Source organism: Leifsonia sp. AG29, from assembly GCF_009765225.1.
Lineage (GTDB): Bacteria > Actinomycetota > Actinomycetes > Actinomycetales > Microbacteriaceae > Leifsonia.
In genome coordinates this window covers 923,021-940,796 of record NZ_VMSF01000001.1, presented here as the reverse complement: position 1 = coordinate 940,796, position 17,776 = coordinate 923,021, and the positions used below count along the sequence as shown (strand labels likewise).

General features: G+C 65.8%; 16 protein-coding genes. 3 read left to right on the top strand and 13 right to left on the bottom strand.

Annotation, left to right across the window (positions count from 1 at the left end; translation table 11 throughout):
• Positions 1-153 precede the first annotated feature (153 nt).
• The gene (locus FPT20_RS04550) at positions 154-1,578 is read left to right on the top strand and encodes a GmrSD restriction endonuclease domain-containing protein (protein ID WP_158863015.1); all 1,425 of its coding nucleotides are present in this window, start codon (positions 154-156) and stop codon (positions 1,576-1,578) included.
• 65 nt (positions 1,579-1,643) lie between these two features.
• Positions 1,644-1,913: a hypothetical protein gene (locus FPT20_RS04545; RefSeq protein WP_158863013.1), complete on the top strand. Its 270-nt coding sequence runs from the start codon at positions 1,644-1,646 to the stop codon at positions 1,911-1,913.
• Between the two features lie 8 nt (positions 1,914-1,921).
• Here the strand turns inward: FPT20_RS04545 and FPT20_RS04540 are convergent, their stop codons facing one another.
• The 3 genes from FPT20_RS04540 to FPT20_RS04530 all read right to left on the bottom strand — a co-directional run bounded on the left by FPT20_RS04540 (position 1,922) and on the right by FPT20_RS04530 (position 4,855).
• The gene (locus tag FPT20_RS04540) at positions 1,922-2,416 is read right to left on the bottom strand and encodes a peptidoglycan-binding domain-containing protein (protein WP_158863011.1); all 495 of its coding nucleotides are present in this window, start codon (positions 2,414-2,416) and stop codon (positions 1,922-1,924) included.
• Between the two features lie 141 nt (positions 2,417-2,557).
• Positions 2,558-3,481 carry an LCP family protein gene (locus tag FPT20_RS04535; protein ID WP_158863009.1) on the bottom strand — a complete coding sequence of 308 codons (924 nt, stop codon included), beginning with the start codon at positions 3,479-3,481 and terminating at the stop codon, positions 2,558-2,560.
• Between the two features lie 204 nt (positions 3,482-3,685).
• Positions 3,686-4,855, bottom strand: coding sequence for a glycosyltransferase (locus FPT20_RS04530; protein ID WP_158863007.1), 1,170 nt, complete (start codon positions 4,853-4,855; stop codon positions 3,686-3,688).
• A 276-nt stretch (positions 4,856-5,131) separates the two neighbouring features.
• Between FPT20_RS04530 and FPT20_RS04525 the strand changes: the two genes are divergently transcribed.
• Positions 5,132-5,941, top strand: a complete 810-nt coding sequence (locus FPT20_RS04525; protein WP_158863005.1) for a hypothetical protein — start codon at positions 5,132-5,134, stop codon at positions 5,939-5,941.
• Here FPT20_RS04525 and FPT20_RS04520 read toward each other — a convergent pair.
• Genes FPT20_RS04520 through FPT20_RS04475 form a run of 10 tightly spaced genes read right to left on the bottom strand, consistent with a single transcriptional unit; the run spans position 5,888 to position 17,748 of the window.
• Positions 5,888-7,264, bottom strand: a complete 1,377-nt coding sequence (locus FPT20_RS04520) for a hypothetical protein (RefSeq protein ID WP_158863003.1) — start codon at positions 7,262-7,264, stop codon at positions 5,888-5,890. The genes FPT20_RS04525 and FPT20_RS04520 overlap by 54 nt on opposite strands.
• Entirely contained in the window at positions 7,261-8,391 is a 1,131-nt protein-coding gene (locus FPT20_RS04515) for a glycosyltransferase (protein WP_158863001.1), read from the bottom strand. Before FPT20_RS04515 ends, FPT20_RS04520 begins: the two co-directional genes overlap by 4 nt.
• Positions 8,388-9,725: an MATE family efflux transporter gene (locus tag FPT20_RS04510; protein ID WP_158862999.1), complete on the bottom strand. Its 1,338-nt coding sequence runs from the start codon at positions 9,723-9,725 to the stop codon at positions 8,388-8,390. The genes FPT20_RS04515 and FPT20_RS04510 overlap by 4 nt, the downstream gene beginning before the upstream one ends.
• A 41-nt stretch (positions 9,726-9,766) precedes the next feature.
• Complete coding sequence (gene wecB / locus FPT20_RS04505) at positions 9,767-10,915, bottom strand: non-hydrolyzing UDP-N-acetylglucosamine 2-epimerase (RefSeq protein WP_158862997.1); 1,149 nt, start codon at positions 10,913-10,915, stop codon at positions 9,767-9,769.
• Complete coding sequence (locus FPT20_RS04500) at positions 10,912-12,009, bottom strand: polysaccharide biosynthesis C-terminal domain-containing protein (protein WP_158862995.1); 1,098 nt, start codon at positions 12,007-12,009, stop codon at positions 10,912-10,914. Before FPT20_RS04500 ends, wecB begins: the two co-directional genes overlap by 4 nt.
• A complete protein-coding gene (locus FPT20_RS04495; protein WP_158862993.1) occupies positions 12,006-13,061 on the bottom strand; it encodes an SDR family NAD(P)-dependent oxidoreductase in 1,056 nt (351 codons plus the stop codon). Before FPT20_RS04495 ends, FPT20_RS04500 begins: the two co-directional genes overlap by 4 nt.
• A 10-nt stretch (positions 13,062-13,071) precedes the next feature.
• The gene (locus tag FPT20_RS04490; protein ID WP_158862991.1) at positions 13,072-14,163 is read right to left on the bottom strand and encodes a GNAT family N-acetyltransferase; all 1,092 of its coding nucleotides are present in this window, start codon (positions 14,161-14,163) and stop codon (positions 13,072-13,074) included.
• The gene (locus FPT20_RS04485; protein WP_158862989.1) at positions 14,160-15,131 is read right to left on the bottom strand and encodes a DegT/DnrJ/EryC1/StrS family aminotransferase; all 972 of its coding nucleotides are present in this window, start codon (positions 15,129-15,131) and stop codon (positions 14,160-14,162) included. The genes FPT20_RS04490 and FPT20_RS04485 overlap by 4 nt, the downstream gene beginning before the upstream one ends.
• Positions 15,128-15,913, bottom strand: coding sequence for a GNAT family N-acetyltransferase (locus tag FPT20_RS04480; RefSeq protein ID WP_158862987.1), 786 nt, complete (start codon positions 15,911-15,913; stop codon positions 15,128-15,130). Before FPT20_RS04480 ends, FPT20_RS04485 begins: the two co-directional genes overlap by 4 nt.
• Positions 15,910-17,748: a sugar transferase gene (locus FPT20_RS04475; RefSeq protein ID WP_158862985.1), complete on the bottom strand. Its 1,839-nt coding sequence runs from the start codon at positions 17,746-17,748 to the stop codon at positions 15,910-15,912. The genes FPT20_RS04480 and FPT20_RS04475 overlap by 4 nt, the downstream gene beginning before the upstream one ends.
• Positions 17,749-17,776: the final 28 nt, after the last annotated feature.

Genomic DNA, 17,776 nt, shown 5'->3' with positions numbered 1-17,776 from the left:
GGTCGCGTCAGCACTTGCGAGCACCTCGACGGGGCGACAGCCCGTCTCACGTGAGCATCGGTAGTCGCTATACGACAACGCGCCACAGCGAATTCATACCAACGGGTTTGCCCGTCGATAGTCTTCCCTCACCCGAACCGAGGAAGACTCACCGTGCGCAGATCATCGAAGCCCGCCTCCCCCGCTGCCGGCGCCGCTCCCGGCTCCCCACCCGCGGGCTGGTATCAGAACCCGGAGAACCCGGCTGAGCTTCGCTGGTGGGACGGCAGCGCGTGGACGACGCACACAGCCGAACCCGGGACGGTCGCCCTCGCCCCGAATGCACGGCCCGCGCGCAAGATTCCCGTCGCAACCTGGGTCGGCGGCGCGCTCGTGCTGTTCTTCGCGCTGTTCGCCGCGCCTGGAGGCATCGGGGCGCTGCTAATCTTCGCCTCCCTGGTCGCCGGAATCACAGCGCTCTACGCGCTGATCACGCAGCGGCGGAGCTGGGCGCTCCTCCCGAACTCGCGCCCGATCGCGGGAGGGATCGCCGCCGGTTCGCTCGTGCTCCTGCTCATCGGCACGGGCCTCTACGGCGTCAGCCATCCGTCAGTTGCCCCCGCCGCACAGGCTGTGACGGCCTCGGCCACCGCCACGCACAAACCGTCGCCGACCCCAACACCCACACCGACGGATCAGGAGCCGCTCGACCCGGCCACGGTCGTCGCCGCCGACGGCAAGCCGGCCGTGGTGATCGCCGACGCAAGCTCGACCTCGACCACGGCGCTGGCTCTGCTCGGCACGCTCCCGGTGAAGGGCAAGGCGCCCGCGACCGGGTACCTGCGCACGACCGACTTCGGTCAGGCGTGGCTCGACGTCGACGGTAATCACTGCGATACACGCAATGACATCCTGAGCCGAGATCTGACCGGGGTCGTGCGGCAGGGAACCTGTACCGTCCTCTCCGGCACGCTCGCCGACAAGTACACGGGCCAGACGATCGACTTCGTGCGCGGTGCGAAGACCTCCGCGCTGGTGCAGATCGACCACATCGTGCCCCTCCAGAACGCGTGGATCACCGGCGCGCAGCAGCTCACCCAGGCTCAGCGAGTCAGCCTCGCCAACGACCCGCTGAACCTCATCGCCGTCGACGCTCACTCGAACGAGCAGAAGTCGAACGGGGATGCGGCGACCTGGCTGCCCGCCAATAAGTCGTACCGCTGCGAATACGTCGCCCGGCAGATCTCCGTGAAAGCGACCTACGGGCTGTGGGTCACGCAAGCCGAGCACGACGCGATGGCGCGCATCCTGGGAGGCTGCACCGGGCAAATGGCAGAGACGTCGGCGTTCGCGCCTCCCGCACCCGCACCCGCCCCGGTGCCTGCACCCGCTCCTGCACCCGCCCCCGCCCCCGCCCCCGCGCCCGCCCCCGCGCCCGCTCCCGCACCGGCCCCTGCGCCGGCACCGGCACCGGCACCCGACGTCTACTACGCGAACTGCGCCGCCGTCCGCGCCGCCGGCAAGGCACCCCTCCTCGCCGGCCAGCCCGGCTACTCCCGCAAGCTCGACCGCGACGGTGACGGAATCGCCTGCGAGTAGCGCGAACCGAAGCTGCGCCTCCGCTCAGCAAGCACGCGCAATCGAACATATGTTCTAATTATTCCGTGACGCGTCCGAGGCCCATCCGCTACGACAGGGACACCTGGCTGGTGATGCGCGACGACCCCGTGATCCCGAAGGCCGTCATCCGCCGCTACACCGACAAGGGCGGCCACGACCAGTACCTGCTGATCCGGTGGGATCTCGACCCGGAGCAGCGGCGGCTGATGGCGGTGTGCGCCTCCCTCGACCGCGCCGACGACCTGGTGCGGTACGACAACAACACCCCTCACGGCTTCTGGGATGGTCCGCCCAACATGCACCCGGCCGGGTGAGGGCGCCCCTAGGGCTCCACGAACTGCAGCCCGACCGCCGTCTCGAGGGTCGCGCTCGCAGCGTGAAGGGAGACACCCCAGGTCTGATCGCCGACGATGCCGTCGACGGTGACGCCTCCCCAGCCTTGGAACGCCTCGACGGCGGCCTTCGTGTGCGGGCCGAAGATGCCGTCGATGCCCTGCGGCGTGACCCCGCCCCACTGGTCGGCGCCGTTGGTCAGGATCGTCTGGAGGCTCGACACCACCGGGCCGGTGGAGCCCTCGCTCAGGACCGGCATGGGTCCTCCGTCCGGCAGGGCCGCCCACGTGAGCGGCCCGACGATGCCGTCGGGCACGAGGCCGGCACCTTGCTGAAAAGAGATGACCGCGGCTTTCGTCTGAGGCCCGAAGATTCCGTCGACGACGAGCCCGAGGTCGGGCGTTCGGCGGAGCGCCCGCTGTGCCCTCCTCACCGCGTCGCCGGTGTCGCCCTCCTGCACGGTCGGTTGCCATGGGTTGGACATGGTGACTCCTCTCCCCCTCGCGGTCTACGGGGGCAGTGTCGCAGACGGGGCGGTCTACGGGAAGGCCCGGGCACGCCGGAAGCAGCCTCGACCGTGAGAGGAAGATATGCGCGATCCCGCGCTCGCAGTGGCTCGGGCGCGTCAGTGCTGCGCGGCAGCGAAGGCGGCGAGGGTGTCGCCCGCGAAGGCCGCCTTGAGCGCGGGCAGTTGCGCCTCGTTCACGTAGACGACGGACTGGGCGCCTTCCATGCCGGTCCCGGAGGTCGGCATCGTGAAGTAGGTGATGTCGCCCGAGCGGACATCGCGGAGGCTGACCCCGAGCGCGGCCATCGACTGGAAGTCGAAGCCGGCGTCGACCGACAGGTGCTTGGACACCGCGGACGCGAAGCTGAAGATCTTGTCGGGACTGGTCAAGGTGCCCTGGCTGATGACGCGGTTGGCCATCGCCTTCAAGAAGGCCTGCTGGTCGCGCACGCGCTGGTAGTCGGCGTCGGCGAACGGGTGGCGCGCACGCACGAACACGAGCGCCTGCGAGCCGTTCATGAAGTTGGGACCCTGCGTGAACGAGTATCCGTTCTCAGAGAACGCCTTGGGCACGTCCACGGTGATGCCGCCGAGCGCATCCGTCATGTCTTTGAATCCGGAGAAGTCGATCATCGCCACGTGGTCGATGCGTGCGTTGGTCAGCTGCTCGACCGTCTGGACGACGAGCGGAACGCCCCCGTAAGCCAAGGCCGCGTTGATCTTCGCCTTGCCGTGACCCGGGACGTTGACCCACGAATCACGCATCACCGACATGACCTGCACCGACTTCCGGTCGGCCGGGATGTGCACGATCATCATGGTGTCGGAGCGCTGGTCATCGACGCTCGACTGGTTGAGGTCGACCGTGCCGCGCTTGTCCGAGCCGAGCAGGAGGATGTTCTCCGCCCCGGTGGGGCTGGCGGTCGGGCGGCCGGACTCCTGCGGGAAGGCCGAAGCGGTCGGGATCTTGGTCACGTGCGAGTTGAAGTTCGTCGCAACACTCGAATACATCGCGAATGCCGTGATCGCGAGGATAGCCATCAGCCCGACGAAAACAGAGCTGATGATGATCGCGATGCGCGCACCCCTGCTCAATCGTCGCTTTGCCCGTCTTCTCGCCACGCGGTCAATCCCCCTAGTCGGTATCGGTTGCTCAGCAGAATCTAGCAGCATCCGGTTGGGAAACCCTGGTCCACGCCGCTCGGGCGCAGACTCTGACGAGCGGGCCGAGCCGCCGAGCGCGATTCAGTCGGCCGGGAGGAGCTCCCTCTGCTCGTGCCAGAGAAGCTCGAAGACGTGAGGGCCACGAGCTTCCGCGCGCCAGCGGTCGTAGGCTTGCCCGGCGGCGATCCGGGCCGATCGCCGTTCGTCCGGCGATTCGGTCGCTCTCCTCTGGATTGCGCGGCTCCAGTCCGAAGCGTTCAGAGGCACGACGGCACCACCGCCGGCTCTGAGCACATCGCTCCACGGAGTTCGGTCGCTGCAGAAGACCGCGCAGGCCGCGGAGAGGGACTCCGCGATGACGTGCCCGAAATTCTCGCCCGCCGAGGGGAAGAGAAACAGCTCGTAGCCGGACAAGGTGTCGTGGATGACTTCTCGCGCCAACGGACCACGAAACGCAACTCGGACGTTGTCCGGCAGCTGAGAGGCGAGCGTGAGGCATTCGTCGTAGTACGCGCGGTCCTCGATGGGGCCGAACACATCGAAGTCCACCGGCGCTTGAACCGCTCGCAGCGCTTCGAGAGCCACGTGCAAGCCTTTGAGCCGCGCGATCCGGCCGATGAAGAACGCCCGCAGCGGCCCGGGGGCACCGTGGAGCTCCGGGACCTCGGCCGCTCGGTCAGGAAGGAGGGTCTCGTTCTCGCGGATCAAGATCTTCGCGTCACGGCCCCAGACGCGTCGGATGTCGGCCGCCTCCATCTCGGATGAGGCGTGCCAGAACAGCCGGCGATGGAGGCCCAGTGCACGGTAGAGGACGATGAACGCGCGCTTCCGAGCAGGCTTCTGCCCGAGCGCGCCCGCGCCGAATTCTCCGCGCGGCGCCAACAGGCGCGTCGCCCCACCCCAGTATCCGAACCGCCAGAGCAGCTGAGGGAGGATCGAGAAACGGGGTTCGAAGAACGAGTTGAAGTACAGCACCTGGGGCCTCGTCGCCTTCAGAGCCCGGTAACCGCGCGCGAGCAGACGCGGCGAGTCGGCTGTGACATTGAACACGCGCGCCCGGTCCCAGATCCGCCAGCGATTCGATGGCACGGGGAGCGGGTCGACTTCGCCCAGATCCCGATCCCGCGTGAGGATACTGATCACCGCAGAGTCAGGAGCGGCTTTCACCAGTGCCTCGAGCGTGCGAATGGGACCGCCACCGCGCGTGGCGGGGGGAAAGAGCGGCGCGAACACGCCCACACGAGTTGCCACGGTGCCCCTAGGTCAAAAGCTTTTCGAGTGAGGCAAGCCTGTCATACCGGTCCGAGGCCTTCATGAAGCGGGCAGCGTGGCGCGCGCCACTTGCGGGTTCACTAGGCTGCAAGTTGAGCCGATGTGGTCGGAATGTCCCGCTGAAGAAACAGGTATGACGTGCGCCTCCGGAATGATCGCGGGGAGTGGCGACTCACGCCACGCAAGCTCGCCGCTTTTGTGTGGAGAAACGCGGTGGGCTGGTCTCTGCGCGCACGGTATGCAACCGCAAACCGCGTGGGACGCCGCCCGATCACGGGGGACGGCACGAATGGCGTCGTCTCTCTGACCACCTACGGCCGACGGCTGCGAACCGTGCACATCGCCGTCGAGTCCATCGCGGCTGGACACCTGCTCCCGAGCGCGATCATCCTCTGGGTGGATGCCGAGCAGTTCGAGCTCGCAACGCGGCTGCCGCCCCTCCAGCGTTTGAGGGCTCGCGGACTGGAGCTCCGTGTCGCCGATTCGGAGCTCCGATCCCACAAGAAGTACTTCCACTTCGTGCAGGACCCCTCTCTGTCCGCAAAGCCGCTCGTCATCGCCGACGACGACCTCCTCTATCCGCGGACCTGGTACGCGGATCTTTGGGACCGGTTCACACAGGCCAACGGGAGCGCGGTCATCTCCGCTTGGGTCAAGCGCCCCGGGGTGGCCGACGGCAGGCTCACGCCCTACGAGAGCTGGCCGAACGCCACGGATACGACCCTCATGCGGGGCAACTACTTCATGGGCGGATCCGGGACCATATTCCCCATCGCCTTCAACGGCACTCTCGCTGCGGAAGGCGACCGATTCTTGAGCATCGCGCCCACCTCGGACGACGCGTGGCTCAACAGTCGCACGCACCGAGCCGGGCTCCTCGTCGGTCAGTCGACCTCAGAATCGCTCCCCATACGCGTTATCCCCGGAACCCAGGCTCGCACCTTGGGCCGGGAGAATCTGGGCAGTTCCGGGACGAACTGGCAGCTCACCCGCCTGTACGAATCCGAAGATCTATCGCACCTGGCGCGGGCCGACGGATCGGTTGGAGGCGATCAGCCCACTTGAGGTGCCCCCGGCAACGCTCTTCTGGAATGAGTGTGATGAGGACGCCCCTACCCGCGATAAGGCGTAGACAATCAGGATTGTGAGGACGCCGATCGCCGAGTAGCGCTCGTTGAAGAGTTGGTTGTTCGCCTCACTGTAAGCCGCACCGACGGCGAAGATCGAGATCAGGACCAACGCAAGACTGGAGCCCGAAATGAGGAAGGTCCTCCAAACGCGCGCCACGGCGAATCCGAGCACACCGCTCGCAAGGACAACCCCTGGAAACGAAAGATCCGACGCCAGCCATGGGTAGATCGTCGACCAGACGCCTGTCGCCGACCACGAGCTGACCTCTTGCAGCCGGACCGGGTACGTCGAGTAGTAGGGGTCCACCAGGCCGAGATATTGCGGAAGGTAGGACGACAAGCCACGAAAAGCACCCATTCCGCCAGTCCACACGAAGGGGAGCTTCATCGAGGAGGCCAGTCCGAAGTACCCGTGAGACACGTAGGCGATGAGGACGGTAGCCCCACGGGCAAAATATGGCCCCACGAACGGCGTAAAGTTCTTGACCATTTGAGCAGAAGCCGAACTCTGGAACAGGGTGCTCGTGGTGTCCGTTCGGGCCGCGAAGCTCGCCACGATCGTCAGACCGAGCAGGCCCAAGATGCCGACGACGACGATCGTTGCAAGTATTCGGCGCACCGACGCCTTGGAGCCGCGATTTCGCAGACGTACGGCAAAGACGCTCACGGCGAACGCGATTGCCATGTTGGCCAGCCCTTGCTGTGTTCCCGTCGATAGAAAGAACACGACGTAAGCAGCAACGCTGATAACAGCGCCGATCCGCATAGCCCGCCCCATGGCACGCCAGTACAAAGCGGCGAACGGGATCAAAATGAAGTAGAGCGCGCCGCACAGGTTCAGGACTTGGAAGACGATCGTCAGCCCCCCACTCACCTGCCCCTGACCGAACTTCGCGTAATAGCTGGCGCGCGGGTGGAGGATCGCTTGAATCAACTCGCCCGGGGAGTGCACACCATAAGCGGTGATGGAGATCACAGCGAAAGCGATGTACCAGACGTAGCTCCACTTCAGAAGTCTTCTGTCGCCGCGCGGGAAGACCGGGGGGTGAAGCGAACGGACGGGCTCGAGTTTCGTAGAGCCGACCCAGGCGAGGCTGTAGCCGACGGCGAAGACTACGAGCACTCCGACCAAGAAGGTCGTCATGAGGCCGCCGTTGGTAACCGCTGGAGCATACGGACCGACCCAGAACAGAGCGTACGTAATGGTCACGATGGCGACCAAGAAGATCAAGGGAGCGAGGCGCGTGGAGAGTCTCATTCCTCACGCCTCCCGGCAACCGAGTGCAGCAATTCTGACAACCTCTCCGGGTAAGCCATCGGGGAGAACACCTCGGCTGCACTCGCAGCGATCTTCCGACGGTCGGGCTCGACGGACGTCCGCCAGTGCACCGCGCGCGCGACTCCCTCGACAAGCGCGTCATACGTGTCCGAATCGAGGATCACAGCGTTCTGCTCGTCCCGGAGGTACTCGCCCAGATCGCTCGAGAGGTTCGACAGTACGGGAGTGCCGAGCAGGAGGCTCTCGGCGACCTTCGATGGGAACCCGGCTTTCGCGAAGCGTCTCGATGGGTCGCGCTGCAGTACCGAGAAATCTGCCCGCGCGGTCAGCGCGAGAGCAGCATCCCGCGGGACCCGGCCGTGGTAGCGGATCGTCACTGTGCTGTTCGGGCGCGACTCGCTCGCCTCCGGGGCGACCACGCCGACGACATCGACCTGGAGAGGCATGCCGGCCAGCCGATCGGACTCGGGCAGGCGGCTGATGTTGTCGAGGGTCTTGCGGTCTCTGAGACCTGGGGAGCCTGCGTAGACGAGCTTGATCGAGCTCGACCGCGGCGGGGAGTCGGACTCTGACACGGCTGCGTCCATGATCGCCGGGATGCGAAGGCAGGCAAGCCCCCGAGCACCGAAGTAGTCCTCCAGTGCGGTGCTGGCGACGACCGCGGCGTCACAGCGTGCCGCTTCCCGAGGCATCGACCACAGGTTGGTGACAGCGGTGAAGAATTTCTGCCCGAGCGTCACGCCATCGCGAACCTCGTACCAGTCGACCACCTCGACGACGATCGGCACTTTGCGAGAACGAGCCCACTTCCGGGCGGGACGGAGGAACCGCGGGTCGGCACCGTAGACGAAAACCACATCGGGGGCGGGATCCAAGCTGTTCAGCCAGGCGGAGACACCCGAGCCCATGGTGACCGTCCGCAATATCGGGATCCGGGCGAGGAGCTTCTGCGTGCGTCCCGCTGGGCGCGTCTCCTCCACATCCGGTTGCGTGACACGGAACCCGGCAAGCTCCATCGAGCGGATGAGCCCGTTCGTTCTGGTGTCGTTCGCAGTGCCGCTGGCGTAGGCGTACGAACTGATGTAGGCGATCGTCAGCTGGGTCACGATACCGCCGTCTCGACCGATGGCAGCGCCTCCAACGGTCCGTTCACCGCTCGACGGTATCCGATCCACGCGGCGGGCCAGATGATCACGACGTACGCGATGGAGGTGATGAGCGGCAGCCAAGTGAAGCCGAACGTCGCCGCGACCACCCACTTCACCGGGAAGACCGCCAGCAGGATGAGGTAGCCGATGATCTGAGGTCGAAGGGCACCCGCGGCGTTCTGCACCATGAATGCCGGGGCGACGCAGGCCTGCACGATGTTCCAGAGCGCGAACCCGACGAGGAGGAACAGATCGGTCTGAACCTTGCCGCCGAGCCAGATGTGGAACGCGAGCGGCGCTGCCGCAACCGCGACGAGTGAGACCACGCCGACGATGGCCGGAGTGACGATGGTCATGCGTCGCGCCGTTCGCCGGACCCATGCGGTGTCGCCCGAGCTCATCGCTTCGGCACTCGTCGGCCACAGCGGAATGGTCAGGACCGAGACGAGCGTACCGACCATGGCGAACACTCTTGCCGGAATGGCGTATTCGGGGACGTCGCTCAACGAGGATGTCTGTGCGACGATCCAGCTGTCCACCCCGAGCGACACGGACATCAGGAGGCTGATGACGAGATAGCGAAATCCGATCGAGGCCAGGTCTCGCGTGGTCGAGAGATGAAAGTGCCGCACGGAGGGGGCGATTCCTCGGCCAGCGCGTCGCGAGAAGAACAGGATGGCGTTCGTTGCCGCGACCAGGACGGGGACGAAGGCGGCCACGGCTACGAATCCGGCGCCCGTCGCCCCAGCCGATGCTGCGAGGAGCACAGCGAGGATGCCGGCGACGTTGCCGCTCGCCTGCCACAGATTCGAGCGAGCGACTTCCTGAGCAGCGTATTGGACGCGCACGATGAGCCCGGCGAGCACATTGAGGATGAACCCGCTGAGCGTGACCAGGGCGATCGCGGCGACGTCGCTGCGGGCCGCCGACTCGTGGCCGCCTACGACAGCCGCCCAGGGCACGACGGCGCTCGACCCCCACAGGAGGATCAGCGCGACGGCGACGACGAGCCCGAGGGCCGTATAGGCAGAGGACACCAGACGACGGGATCGGATCACGTCACCGACCGCCATCGACGCTGAAAGCCGGGTCATGAGACCCGCGCCGACTCCCAGGTCCGCGAAGGATGTGAAGGCCGTCAGTGCCAGCGCGGCCGACCACGCACCATACCCCTCGACCCCCAGGGCGCTGAGCGCCACGGGGACGGTCACGATCGGAGCGATAGCCGCGGTGCCGCGCGACACCGCCGACGATGCGATCCCGCCCAGGAGTCGTTGTCCTCTATTCGTCATGAGAGGCGCACTTCTCCTCTCTCACGACGGTTGCCGTTCCCTCACGCGCGCGCCGCCCCTCGACGGATGCCCGCCTTCTGATGATGACGCGTCGCTGTCGACAGGATGAAGGCGGTGACGCGGGAGGATGTGTCGCGGATCTCGTAACCCGACGGCACGTCTCGCTTCGCCGCAGACGCCCCTTGGTCGAGAACGAACCGGACTGAGCGGAGAATGTCGTCGGCCTCGACGCCGGCCATGACGATCGCGCCCGCATCCAGCGCTTCAGGCCGCTCGATGGCGTCGCGCAGTGTCACTGCGGGAAACCCGAGAATGCTCGACTCCTCGCTGATGGTCCCGCTGTCCGAGAGGACGAGCTTCGCCGACTGCTGCAATTTCACATAATCGTTGAAACCGAAGGGCGGGTGGAACCGCAACTTCGACTTCAGCGCTTCCGGCTGCGACTCGAGGCGCTTCCTCGTTCTCGGGTGGGTCGAAACCAGCACCGGGACGTCGTACTCGTCGGCGAGCAGGCCCAGCGCCTCCAGCACCGACTGGAGCCGCTCCGGGTTGTCCACGTTCTCTTCGCGATGGAGGCTCACGAGGAAGTACTCCCCCGCCGTGAGCTCCTGCCTTTCGAGAACGTCGCTGGCCTCAATGGCATCGGCGTTGGCCGCAAGGACCTCCGGCATCGGGGAACCGGTCAGAAGGATCCGCGACGGATGAATGCCCTCCGCGAGCAGATTTCGCCGGCCGTGCTCCGTGTAGACGAGGTTGTAGTCGGCGACGTGGTCGACCATTCTGCGGTTGACCTCTTCGGGCACGTTCTCGTCGAAGCTCCGGTTGCCCGCCTCCATGTGGTAGACGGGGATCTTCATCCGCCGGGCCATGAGCGCCGAAATGCAGCTGTTGGTATCACCCAGCACGACCATCGCATCCGGCTTCTCTTCGAGCAGGACCGCTTCGATCTTCGTGAGCACAGATCCGAGGACGGCGCCCAGTGAGCTCGTGTCCGCTTCGAGGAAGTGGTCGGGACGACGCAGACCGAGATCTTCGAAGAAGATCTCGTTCAGTTCGTAGTCGTAGTTCTGACCGGTGTGGACGAGGACATGGTCCACCGAGGCGTCGAGCAGCTTGATCGTCGCGGCGAGCCGGATGATCTCCGGACGGGTGCCCACGACGGTGAGCACTTTGAGTCGGGGGAAGGTCATACGGGCTCCGGGACGGTGTCGGGGTGTTCGGGGTCGAAGAGTTCGTTCGACCAGAAGGAGGTGTACAGCAGCGACTCGCCGACGTTCGTGATCTTGTGGGACCACATCGTCGGCATGTCGACGCTGGCCGGCTCGTCACCACTGATCCGGAACTCGTAGACCTGATCCGTGAAGAGTCGCCGCAACGCGATGATCGCCTCACCGGACAGTACCGTGAAGCGCTCGACCTTGCGTCGATGGTAGTGCTGGCCACGGGTGATGCCCGAAGCCGTCGTCGAGAACGACGACTGACCGGTGCCGCCATGCGAACGCACGGTCTCGAAGAATGAACCGCGCTCGTCCGCGTGCCTGCTCAGCCGAATCGGAGTCACCCGATCGAAGGCTGCGGCACGGTAGGTGTTGAAGAGGTCGCGATCGAAGGGTGAGGTGAGATCGGGGATCTCGCCTCCGCGACCATAGATCCCGGCGATGCCGTTGAGACGCTCCAGGACGCCCGTTACGGTTTCACGGACCTCCAGGCTCGTGCGCTGGGCCGAGTCAACTGTGCCCAGGAGGAGGTCGGCCGCGTTCTGCGCATGCAGCAGGGTCAGCTCTCGGTCCTGGTCGACTCGCGGCTCCTCCCCCGCGGCGATCTGGTGACTGAACGTGGCGACGACCGAGTTGTAGAAGGGGCGGCCGTGCTCGCCGAACAGATTCGGAAGCAGCTCGTCCACGAAGGCTGCTCCTACGCGCTCCGCCGCGGCACCGAGGATCTCGGCAGCTCTCGCCTTGGCCGTCCCGTAGGTTGTCCCGTTGCCCGCTTGGATGGAGTTGGCGAAGACGACGGTTCTGGGAGGCACGGAAGCGGCGAGGAGCGCCTCAGCGAGTTGTTCGGCGAACCGGACATTGCCGGCCAGGACTTCCTCGTCGCTCGCGCGATTGACACCGGCGAGGTGGACGAGCCGCGACGCACCGGAGATCGCCAGCGCCGCAGCCCCCGCGTCGAAGGCGTCGCCGAGGGCTACCGGACGGACCTCCATACCGTCGGCATGGGCGGCGCCACGGGTGTGCCAACCAAGAAATCCCCCGGCTCCCGTGAGGGCTACGACCGTCACTTGACTGCCGCTCGCTCCGGCGCGATTCCGGCCGAGGCCAGCTCGTCGCGAACCTCCGGAAGGGTCAGGAGGAGCTCCTCGACCTCTTCCACGGAGAGGCGAGTGGTGTTGTGCGAGTCGTAGTCGTCGAACCGCGCCACTTTCTTGTCGCCCTCTTCGAAGTAGACCTTGTAGTTCAAGTCGCGCTTGTCGGCAGAGATCTGGAAGTAGTCGCCCTGATCCGAAGCCCGCGCCAGCTCCTCCCGGCTGGCGAGTACTTCGGAGACCTTCTCGGCGTGCCGCGTGCCGATCACATCGATCCGCGGTTCGACGCCGAAGAGATTCGAGACCGCGATGGCCAGGTCGCCGATCGTGCACGCCGGCGCCTTGCGGATGAAGAGGTCCCCTTGGCCGGCGTTCTGGAAGGCGTACTCGACCAGGTCGACGGAGTCGGCCAGCGACATCATGAACCTCGTCATGTCGGGGTTCGTCACGGTGAGCGGCCCGCCCGCCTTGAGCTGGCGGATGAACAGAGGGATGACGGAACCGCGCGAGTACATGACGTTCCCGTAGCGGACGCAGGAGACGATTGTGTCGGCGTGCGGGTTGTTCAGGCCGTGGGACTGCGCGACCTTCTCCATCATCGCCTTGCTCATGCCCATGGCGTTGACGGGGTACACGGCCTTGTCGGTGCTGAGACACACAAGAGACTTCACGCCGGAGCGCTCGGAGGCACGGACGACGTTCTCGCTGCCGATGACGTTCGTCTTGACGGCCTCCATCGGGAAGAACTCGCACGACGGCACCTGCTTGAGTGCAGCAGCGTGGAAGACGAAGTCCACATCCTTGGTCGCGCGCTCGACGCTTTCGTAGTCGCGGACATCGCCGACGTAGAAACGGACGCGCGAGTCGTTCAGTTCGTGGCGCATGAGGTCTTGCTTGGCCTCATCGCGGCTGAAGATGCGGATCTCGGTGACGTCGCGACTCAGGAGCTTCTTGGCGACCGTGTGACCGAAGGACCCGGTGCCTCCCGTGATGAGGACGCGTCGATCTGCGTATTCGGATGTTGTCACGTGTGCTTCCTCACGTCTGGTCTGCGGTCTGCGAAACGAGTGCTGCTGCCCGGTAGGCCGGGAAGTATCCGATGTCCTCGGGAACGGCGCCGCCGAAACGGTCTCGTGTCAGGGCCCCGTACACGTCCGGGTCGACGACGCGGGTCCCGACGGTGAAGGGACGGACCCCCTCCGGGGCGAACGCGCGCTTGTAGCGGAAGATGCCGTCGCCGGCTTGGTACCCCCCGCCCAGAACGAACCAGCGGCGACCGGTCTGCGCCAACCAGCGCATGATCTCCACCTTGAGCAGGTCGTTCGGGCGAGAAGCGAACGACTCTTCCCGCGTCCCGCCGAGGAAGGAGTACCCGCTGTTGCTCGAGAGGAGAACGAGCTCGGTGGATACGACCGTCTCGCCGTCCAGAGCGTGGAAGTAGGCGAAGTGGCCCGGGAGGCCCCGATGAATGGAGTCGAAGAAGTCCGGCTCGAAGTAGTAGCCTCTGTCGGCGCTGCGCCGCTCCATCGTGGATTCGTAGATGCGCGCGAACTCGGCGAACCTCGCCCCTGTCTCGTCGACCTCGATGCGAATCCCGGAACGGCGAGCCTTGTTGACGTTCTTGCGGACCTTGTGATCGAAGCTCCTCCAGAGATCGTCCTCGATGAGCGACACATCGACCACGATGTTGTCCTGCTTGTGCTCCAAAGCGCCCGGATAGGGCAGCACCGACTCCTCGAACAGGCTGAGCCGGAGGAACTCCGACACGACTCGATGGTCCGACGCCCAGTCGGCGAAGGCTGCCCAGAACCGAGCGGCGAGGTCCGCCCGATCGGCGGCGTTCCACGAAAAAGCACCGCCGTAGCCGTAGGGGGTGACGATGTCCGAAAGCGCGTCGCCCGGATCCCTCGCTTCTCCCACGCGAATCGTGCGGAGGACGAACGGAAAGAGCACCGTGCCGGCATCGGAATTCCAGCTCGCGGCGAGGGCACGATCGTCGCCGTCCGCGAACAACGAGACGTAGGACGGGTGCGCCTGCACTTCCCGGTCCGGCCACTCGCTCCATTGCTCGAGCCACACCTGGCGATCGGCGGCGACCGCCGCGTCGAGCACTCTGAACGGGGCGCTCATGCGGAGCCGCCCGTCTGCAGGGTCGACCGGCTCGACTCGAGGTGGCGACGGAAGGAGGCAACCATCCCGGCGAACTCGAGCGGCGACGAGTCCTGGTGGACCGGGAAATTGATGATGTGGCGGGAGACGTCGGTCAGGTTCGGGAATCGGTCCCGACTCTGCTCGATCAGCGTGTGGTACAGGCTGACCATGCCGTAGCCGTCGTCGTTCATGCCGAAATAGATGTCGTCGCGGCCGACTCCCTCGATCCTCACGGGGAGGGTCTGGGGAACGTCGCACTCGCGCAGCGTGGGCCACAACAGGCTGAACTCGGTCCCGTGCTCGGGAATCCGGGACAGCAGATCGGTCAGTTGCTTGAAGTTCTCGCGGCGCACGTCGGCGATCGACTGCCAGTCATAGTCGAGCAGCCGTTGCGCGAGCTCCGGTCTCGTCGACGCTTGCCCCGCAAGGAGATCCGATGTCGCGTACTGCACCATCCCTCCGTCTTCGAAGGGGAACATCTTGTGAAGCGAGAACAGGTTCAGGTGGCCCGCTCGTCCAGCTCCGCCGGTCACCTGGGCCGTGAAGAATCCGTGGGCGAGGTCTTCGACGAGGAGGGCGCCGTGGGCGTCCGTCAACGCACGGATGTCCGCCATCTTGGCCTCGCTCCGACCGAAGTAGTGGATGACGACGACGACGCGATAACGATCCTCCGACAGTGCTCGCGCGAACTGGTCAAGGTCGACGGTCAGGTCCGCGTTGAGGTCGTAGAACCCGACTCGCGCACCGACCTCGACCACCGGGTCGAGGACGCCGCTGCCTTCACGCGCCGACAGACCGATGAAGCCGGGCAGAAGCACGCCGTCGTCAGACGAAGTCAGGGTTCGCTCCAGAAAATCACGCATGCCTTCGCGAGCGGAGCCGTAGAACAGCGCCGGGCGTCGCAGAGCGGTCGTGTCGGTAGCCGTCTTCGGTATGGTCTGCGTCACTGCTCATTCCTCACTCGTCGCAGTCCGCTTGTGCCGACTTCGCAAGTCATTCGATCGGAGACGAGGACGACATCGTGGGCAGCCGCCAGGGAGCCGGCCTGAGACTCGGGAAGAACCGCGAACGCGAGCTCGAGCTCGGGCATGAGGCCACGGACGCCGGCCAGCAACTCGTCATCTTCGAACGTCTCGGCGTCGAAGCAACGCAAGACCGACTCTCCCATGACACCCACCCGCGACTCTGTCGCATCGCGCCTGACCCGCAGCTCGCAGAACCCGTACGTCGCGAGAGCTGCGAGCGAGACGGCGAGGCCGGGAACCAATGGCGCATTCCCGGCCACCGGCAGGCGACGAGTCACCCACACCGAGGACGAGACGGCGGTGAATCCCCATCGCTCATAGAGCGCCCGGGCGACTGCGTTGTCACGGAACGTATCCAGCGAGACGGAATCGACCTCAGGATTGGCGCGGAGGAAGTCGCGGAACATGGCCGTGGCGAGGCCGCGACCGCGAGCGGCCTGATCGACGCAGATATAGGAAAGGAAGCCGACCCGGTCATCGACCAGCTTGAAATCCGCGAAACCGATCGGCTGACCGGACCGATCGTCCTCCGCGACGATGAGGTAGCGCGGCTCGACCGCGCTGGGATAGCGGACGGCCACATCGAGGTGCTTGGCGGCTCCGGCCTGGGTATAGGTCATGTACGGCCACAGCGGCTTCGCGAAGGAACGACCGATCATGTCCACAACCGCTGGGACGTCCGATCGGGTGAGGCGACGGATCATCGGGTGGCGCGCTCCTCAACCGCGCTGGCGCGCTCGGTGTCGAGGTTCTGCATGATCGACTCCGGATCGACCACCACACCCGATCGGGCGAACACGCGGGCGATCGTCTTGCCGATGATCCGGAGGTCGAGCCCCACGGACATGTTCCGCACGTACGTGACGTCGTCGGCGAGACGCGAGTCCCAGGAGGCGGTGTTCCGGCCGTTGACCTGAGCGAGCCCCGTCACGCCCGGCCGCACCTCGAGCCGCAGACGCTCCTCCGGCGTGAAGTAGTCCGTGTATCGCAGCAACAGCGGGCGCGGTCCCACGAGGGACATGTCCCCGCGCAGCACGTTCCACAACGTCGGCAGTTCATCGAGGCTCGTAGACCGCAGCAGACGACCGAAGGGGGTCAAGCGCTTCGCATCGGGGAGGGGCGAGCCCTGCTCATCCACGTCGTCCGTCATCGTCCGGAATTTGACCATCTCGAACGGCTCGCCGAAGCGACCGGGCCGCACTTGACGGAACATGACCGGCGTCCCGAGTTTGACCCGGACCAGGATGGAGAGCACGGCGACGGGGATGGACAGCACCACCAACGCGAAGGACGAGGCGAGCACATCGCCCGTCCGCTTGGCGAGCAGAACCCGCGGCTTGACGAGGCTCGCCGTCGACAGAAGCTCTGCGAAGCGTGCGGATCCGACGCGCAAGGAAAGCGCCTCGTGATAGTAGCGCCTGCCCGCATCCCCCATGGCCGAGCGCGCCTCGGGCTCGAGGGCCGCCATCGCGACCACGGCGTCTGCGAGCTGACGAGCATTGCCCGGTTCGAACGTCTTCCCCGCCCCGGCCTCCTCGACCATGCGAGCCGCGTCGCCCCGCACCCCCATGAGGATCGGCCGGCCAGCCATCAGGTAGGCCTGGGTCTTGGACGGGATCGTGATCGCGAACAGGGGGTCGTCCTTGAGATGCACGAGAAGGGCGTCCGACTGCGTCAGCAGCGGTCCGATCTCAGAGATCGGGCGCCGAGGGAGGAAAGTCACATTGTCGAGCCCTCGACGCGAAGCCGACGTCTTGAGGCTTTCTGCCTCCAGCCCGCCTCCGACCACCACGAACCGGATGTCAGGACGCGCTCGGAGCAGTTCAGCCGCATCGAGCACCGTATCCAGACCTTGAGCCTTGCCGAGGTTGCCCGCGAAGGTGACGACGAACTCGGCAGCGGGAACCTCGCCGTCGGCGCGCGCTGAGGGGTGGTCCACCTCAATCTGCGCCTCGTCGGCCCAGTTGGGTATGACTTCCACTTTCCGGCGAGGAACACCCCGGGCGACCAACGCCTCTTTGAATCCGTCGGAAAGCACCGCGACACGGCCTGCATCCGCGTACACGCGCTTCATCACTCGCCCGACGATTCCCAGAGCACGCGTCTCGCCCAGCATTCCCGTCGCGGCGAGGGTGTCCGGCCAGAGATCCTGCACGTCGTAGACGTAGGGAACGCCTCGCAGAGCCTTGAGCAGCGCCGCGGGGAGCCAAACGGTTGCCGGCGGATGGTAGACGTAGGCGACATCCGGCTTGGGCACGAGGAACACGCCGACGGCGGCAGCAAGCGCAAAGGACCCGTAGTTGGCGATCCGCTTCACCGCCGATCCGTCATGGCTCGGGTAGAGAGGCACCCGCAAGACGGCGACCCCGTCGATGGTCTCCTTGCGGAAGCCTGAGATCCGGTACCCGTCGTAGACCTTGCCTCCCGGATAGTTCGGATAGCCGGTGACCACCTGGACCTCGTGCCCCTGACGCATCAATTCCTTGGCGAACAGGAGGCCCTTGAACGTCGGTTCTGGGTCGAACCATTGGGTGAGCATCAGAATTCTCACACGCGTCCGACCTCGT

What these genes read in the sequence shown, in the direction of transcription:
- FPT20_RS04510 (WP_158862999.1), bottom strand. Translation starts at nt 9,725, where the DNA reads ATGACGAATAGAGGACAACGACTCCTGGGCGGGATCGCATCGTCGGCG.
- FPT20_RS04540 (WP_158863011.1), bottom strand. Translation starts at nt 2,416, where the DNA reads ATGTCCAACCCATGGCAACCGACCGTGCAGGAGGGCGACACCGGCGAC.
- FPT20_RS04520 (WP_158863003.1), bottom strand. Translation starts at nt 7,264, where the DNA reads ATGAGACTCTCCACGCGCCTCGCTCCCTTGATCTTCTTGGTCGCCATC.
- FPT20_RS04535 (WP_158863009.1), bottom strand. Translation starts at nt 3,481, where the DNA reads ATGGCTATCCTCGCGATCACGGCATTCGCGATGTATTCGAGTGTTGCG.
- FPT20_RS04475 (WP_158862985.1), bottom strand. Translation starts at nt 17,748, where the DNA reads ATGCTCACCCAATGGTTCGACCCAGAACCGACGTTCAAGGGCCTCCTG.
- FPT20_RS04490 (WP_158862991.1), bottom strand. Translation starts at nt 14,163, where the DNA reads ATGAGCGCCCCGTTCAGAGTGCTCGACGCGGCGGTCGCCGCCGATCGC.
- wecB (WP_158862997.1), bottom strand. Translation starts at nt 10,915, where the DNA reads ATGACCTTCCCCCGACTCAAAGTGCTCACCGTCGTGGGCACCCGTCCG.
- FPT20_RS04480 (WP_158862987.1), bottom strand. Translation starts at nt 15,913, where the DNA reads ATGATCCGTCGCCTCACCCGATCGGACGTCCCAGCGGTTGTGGACATG.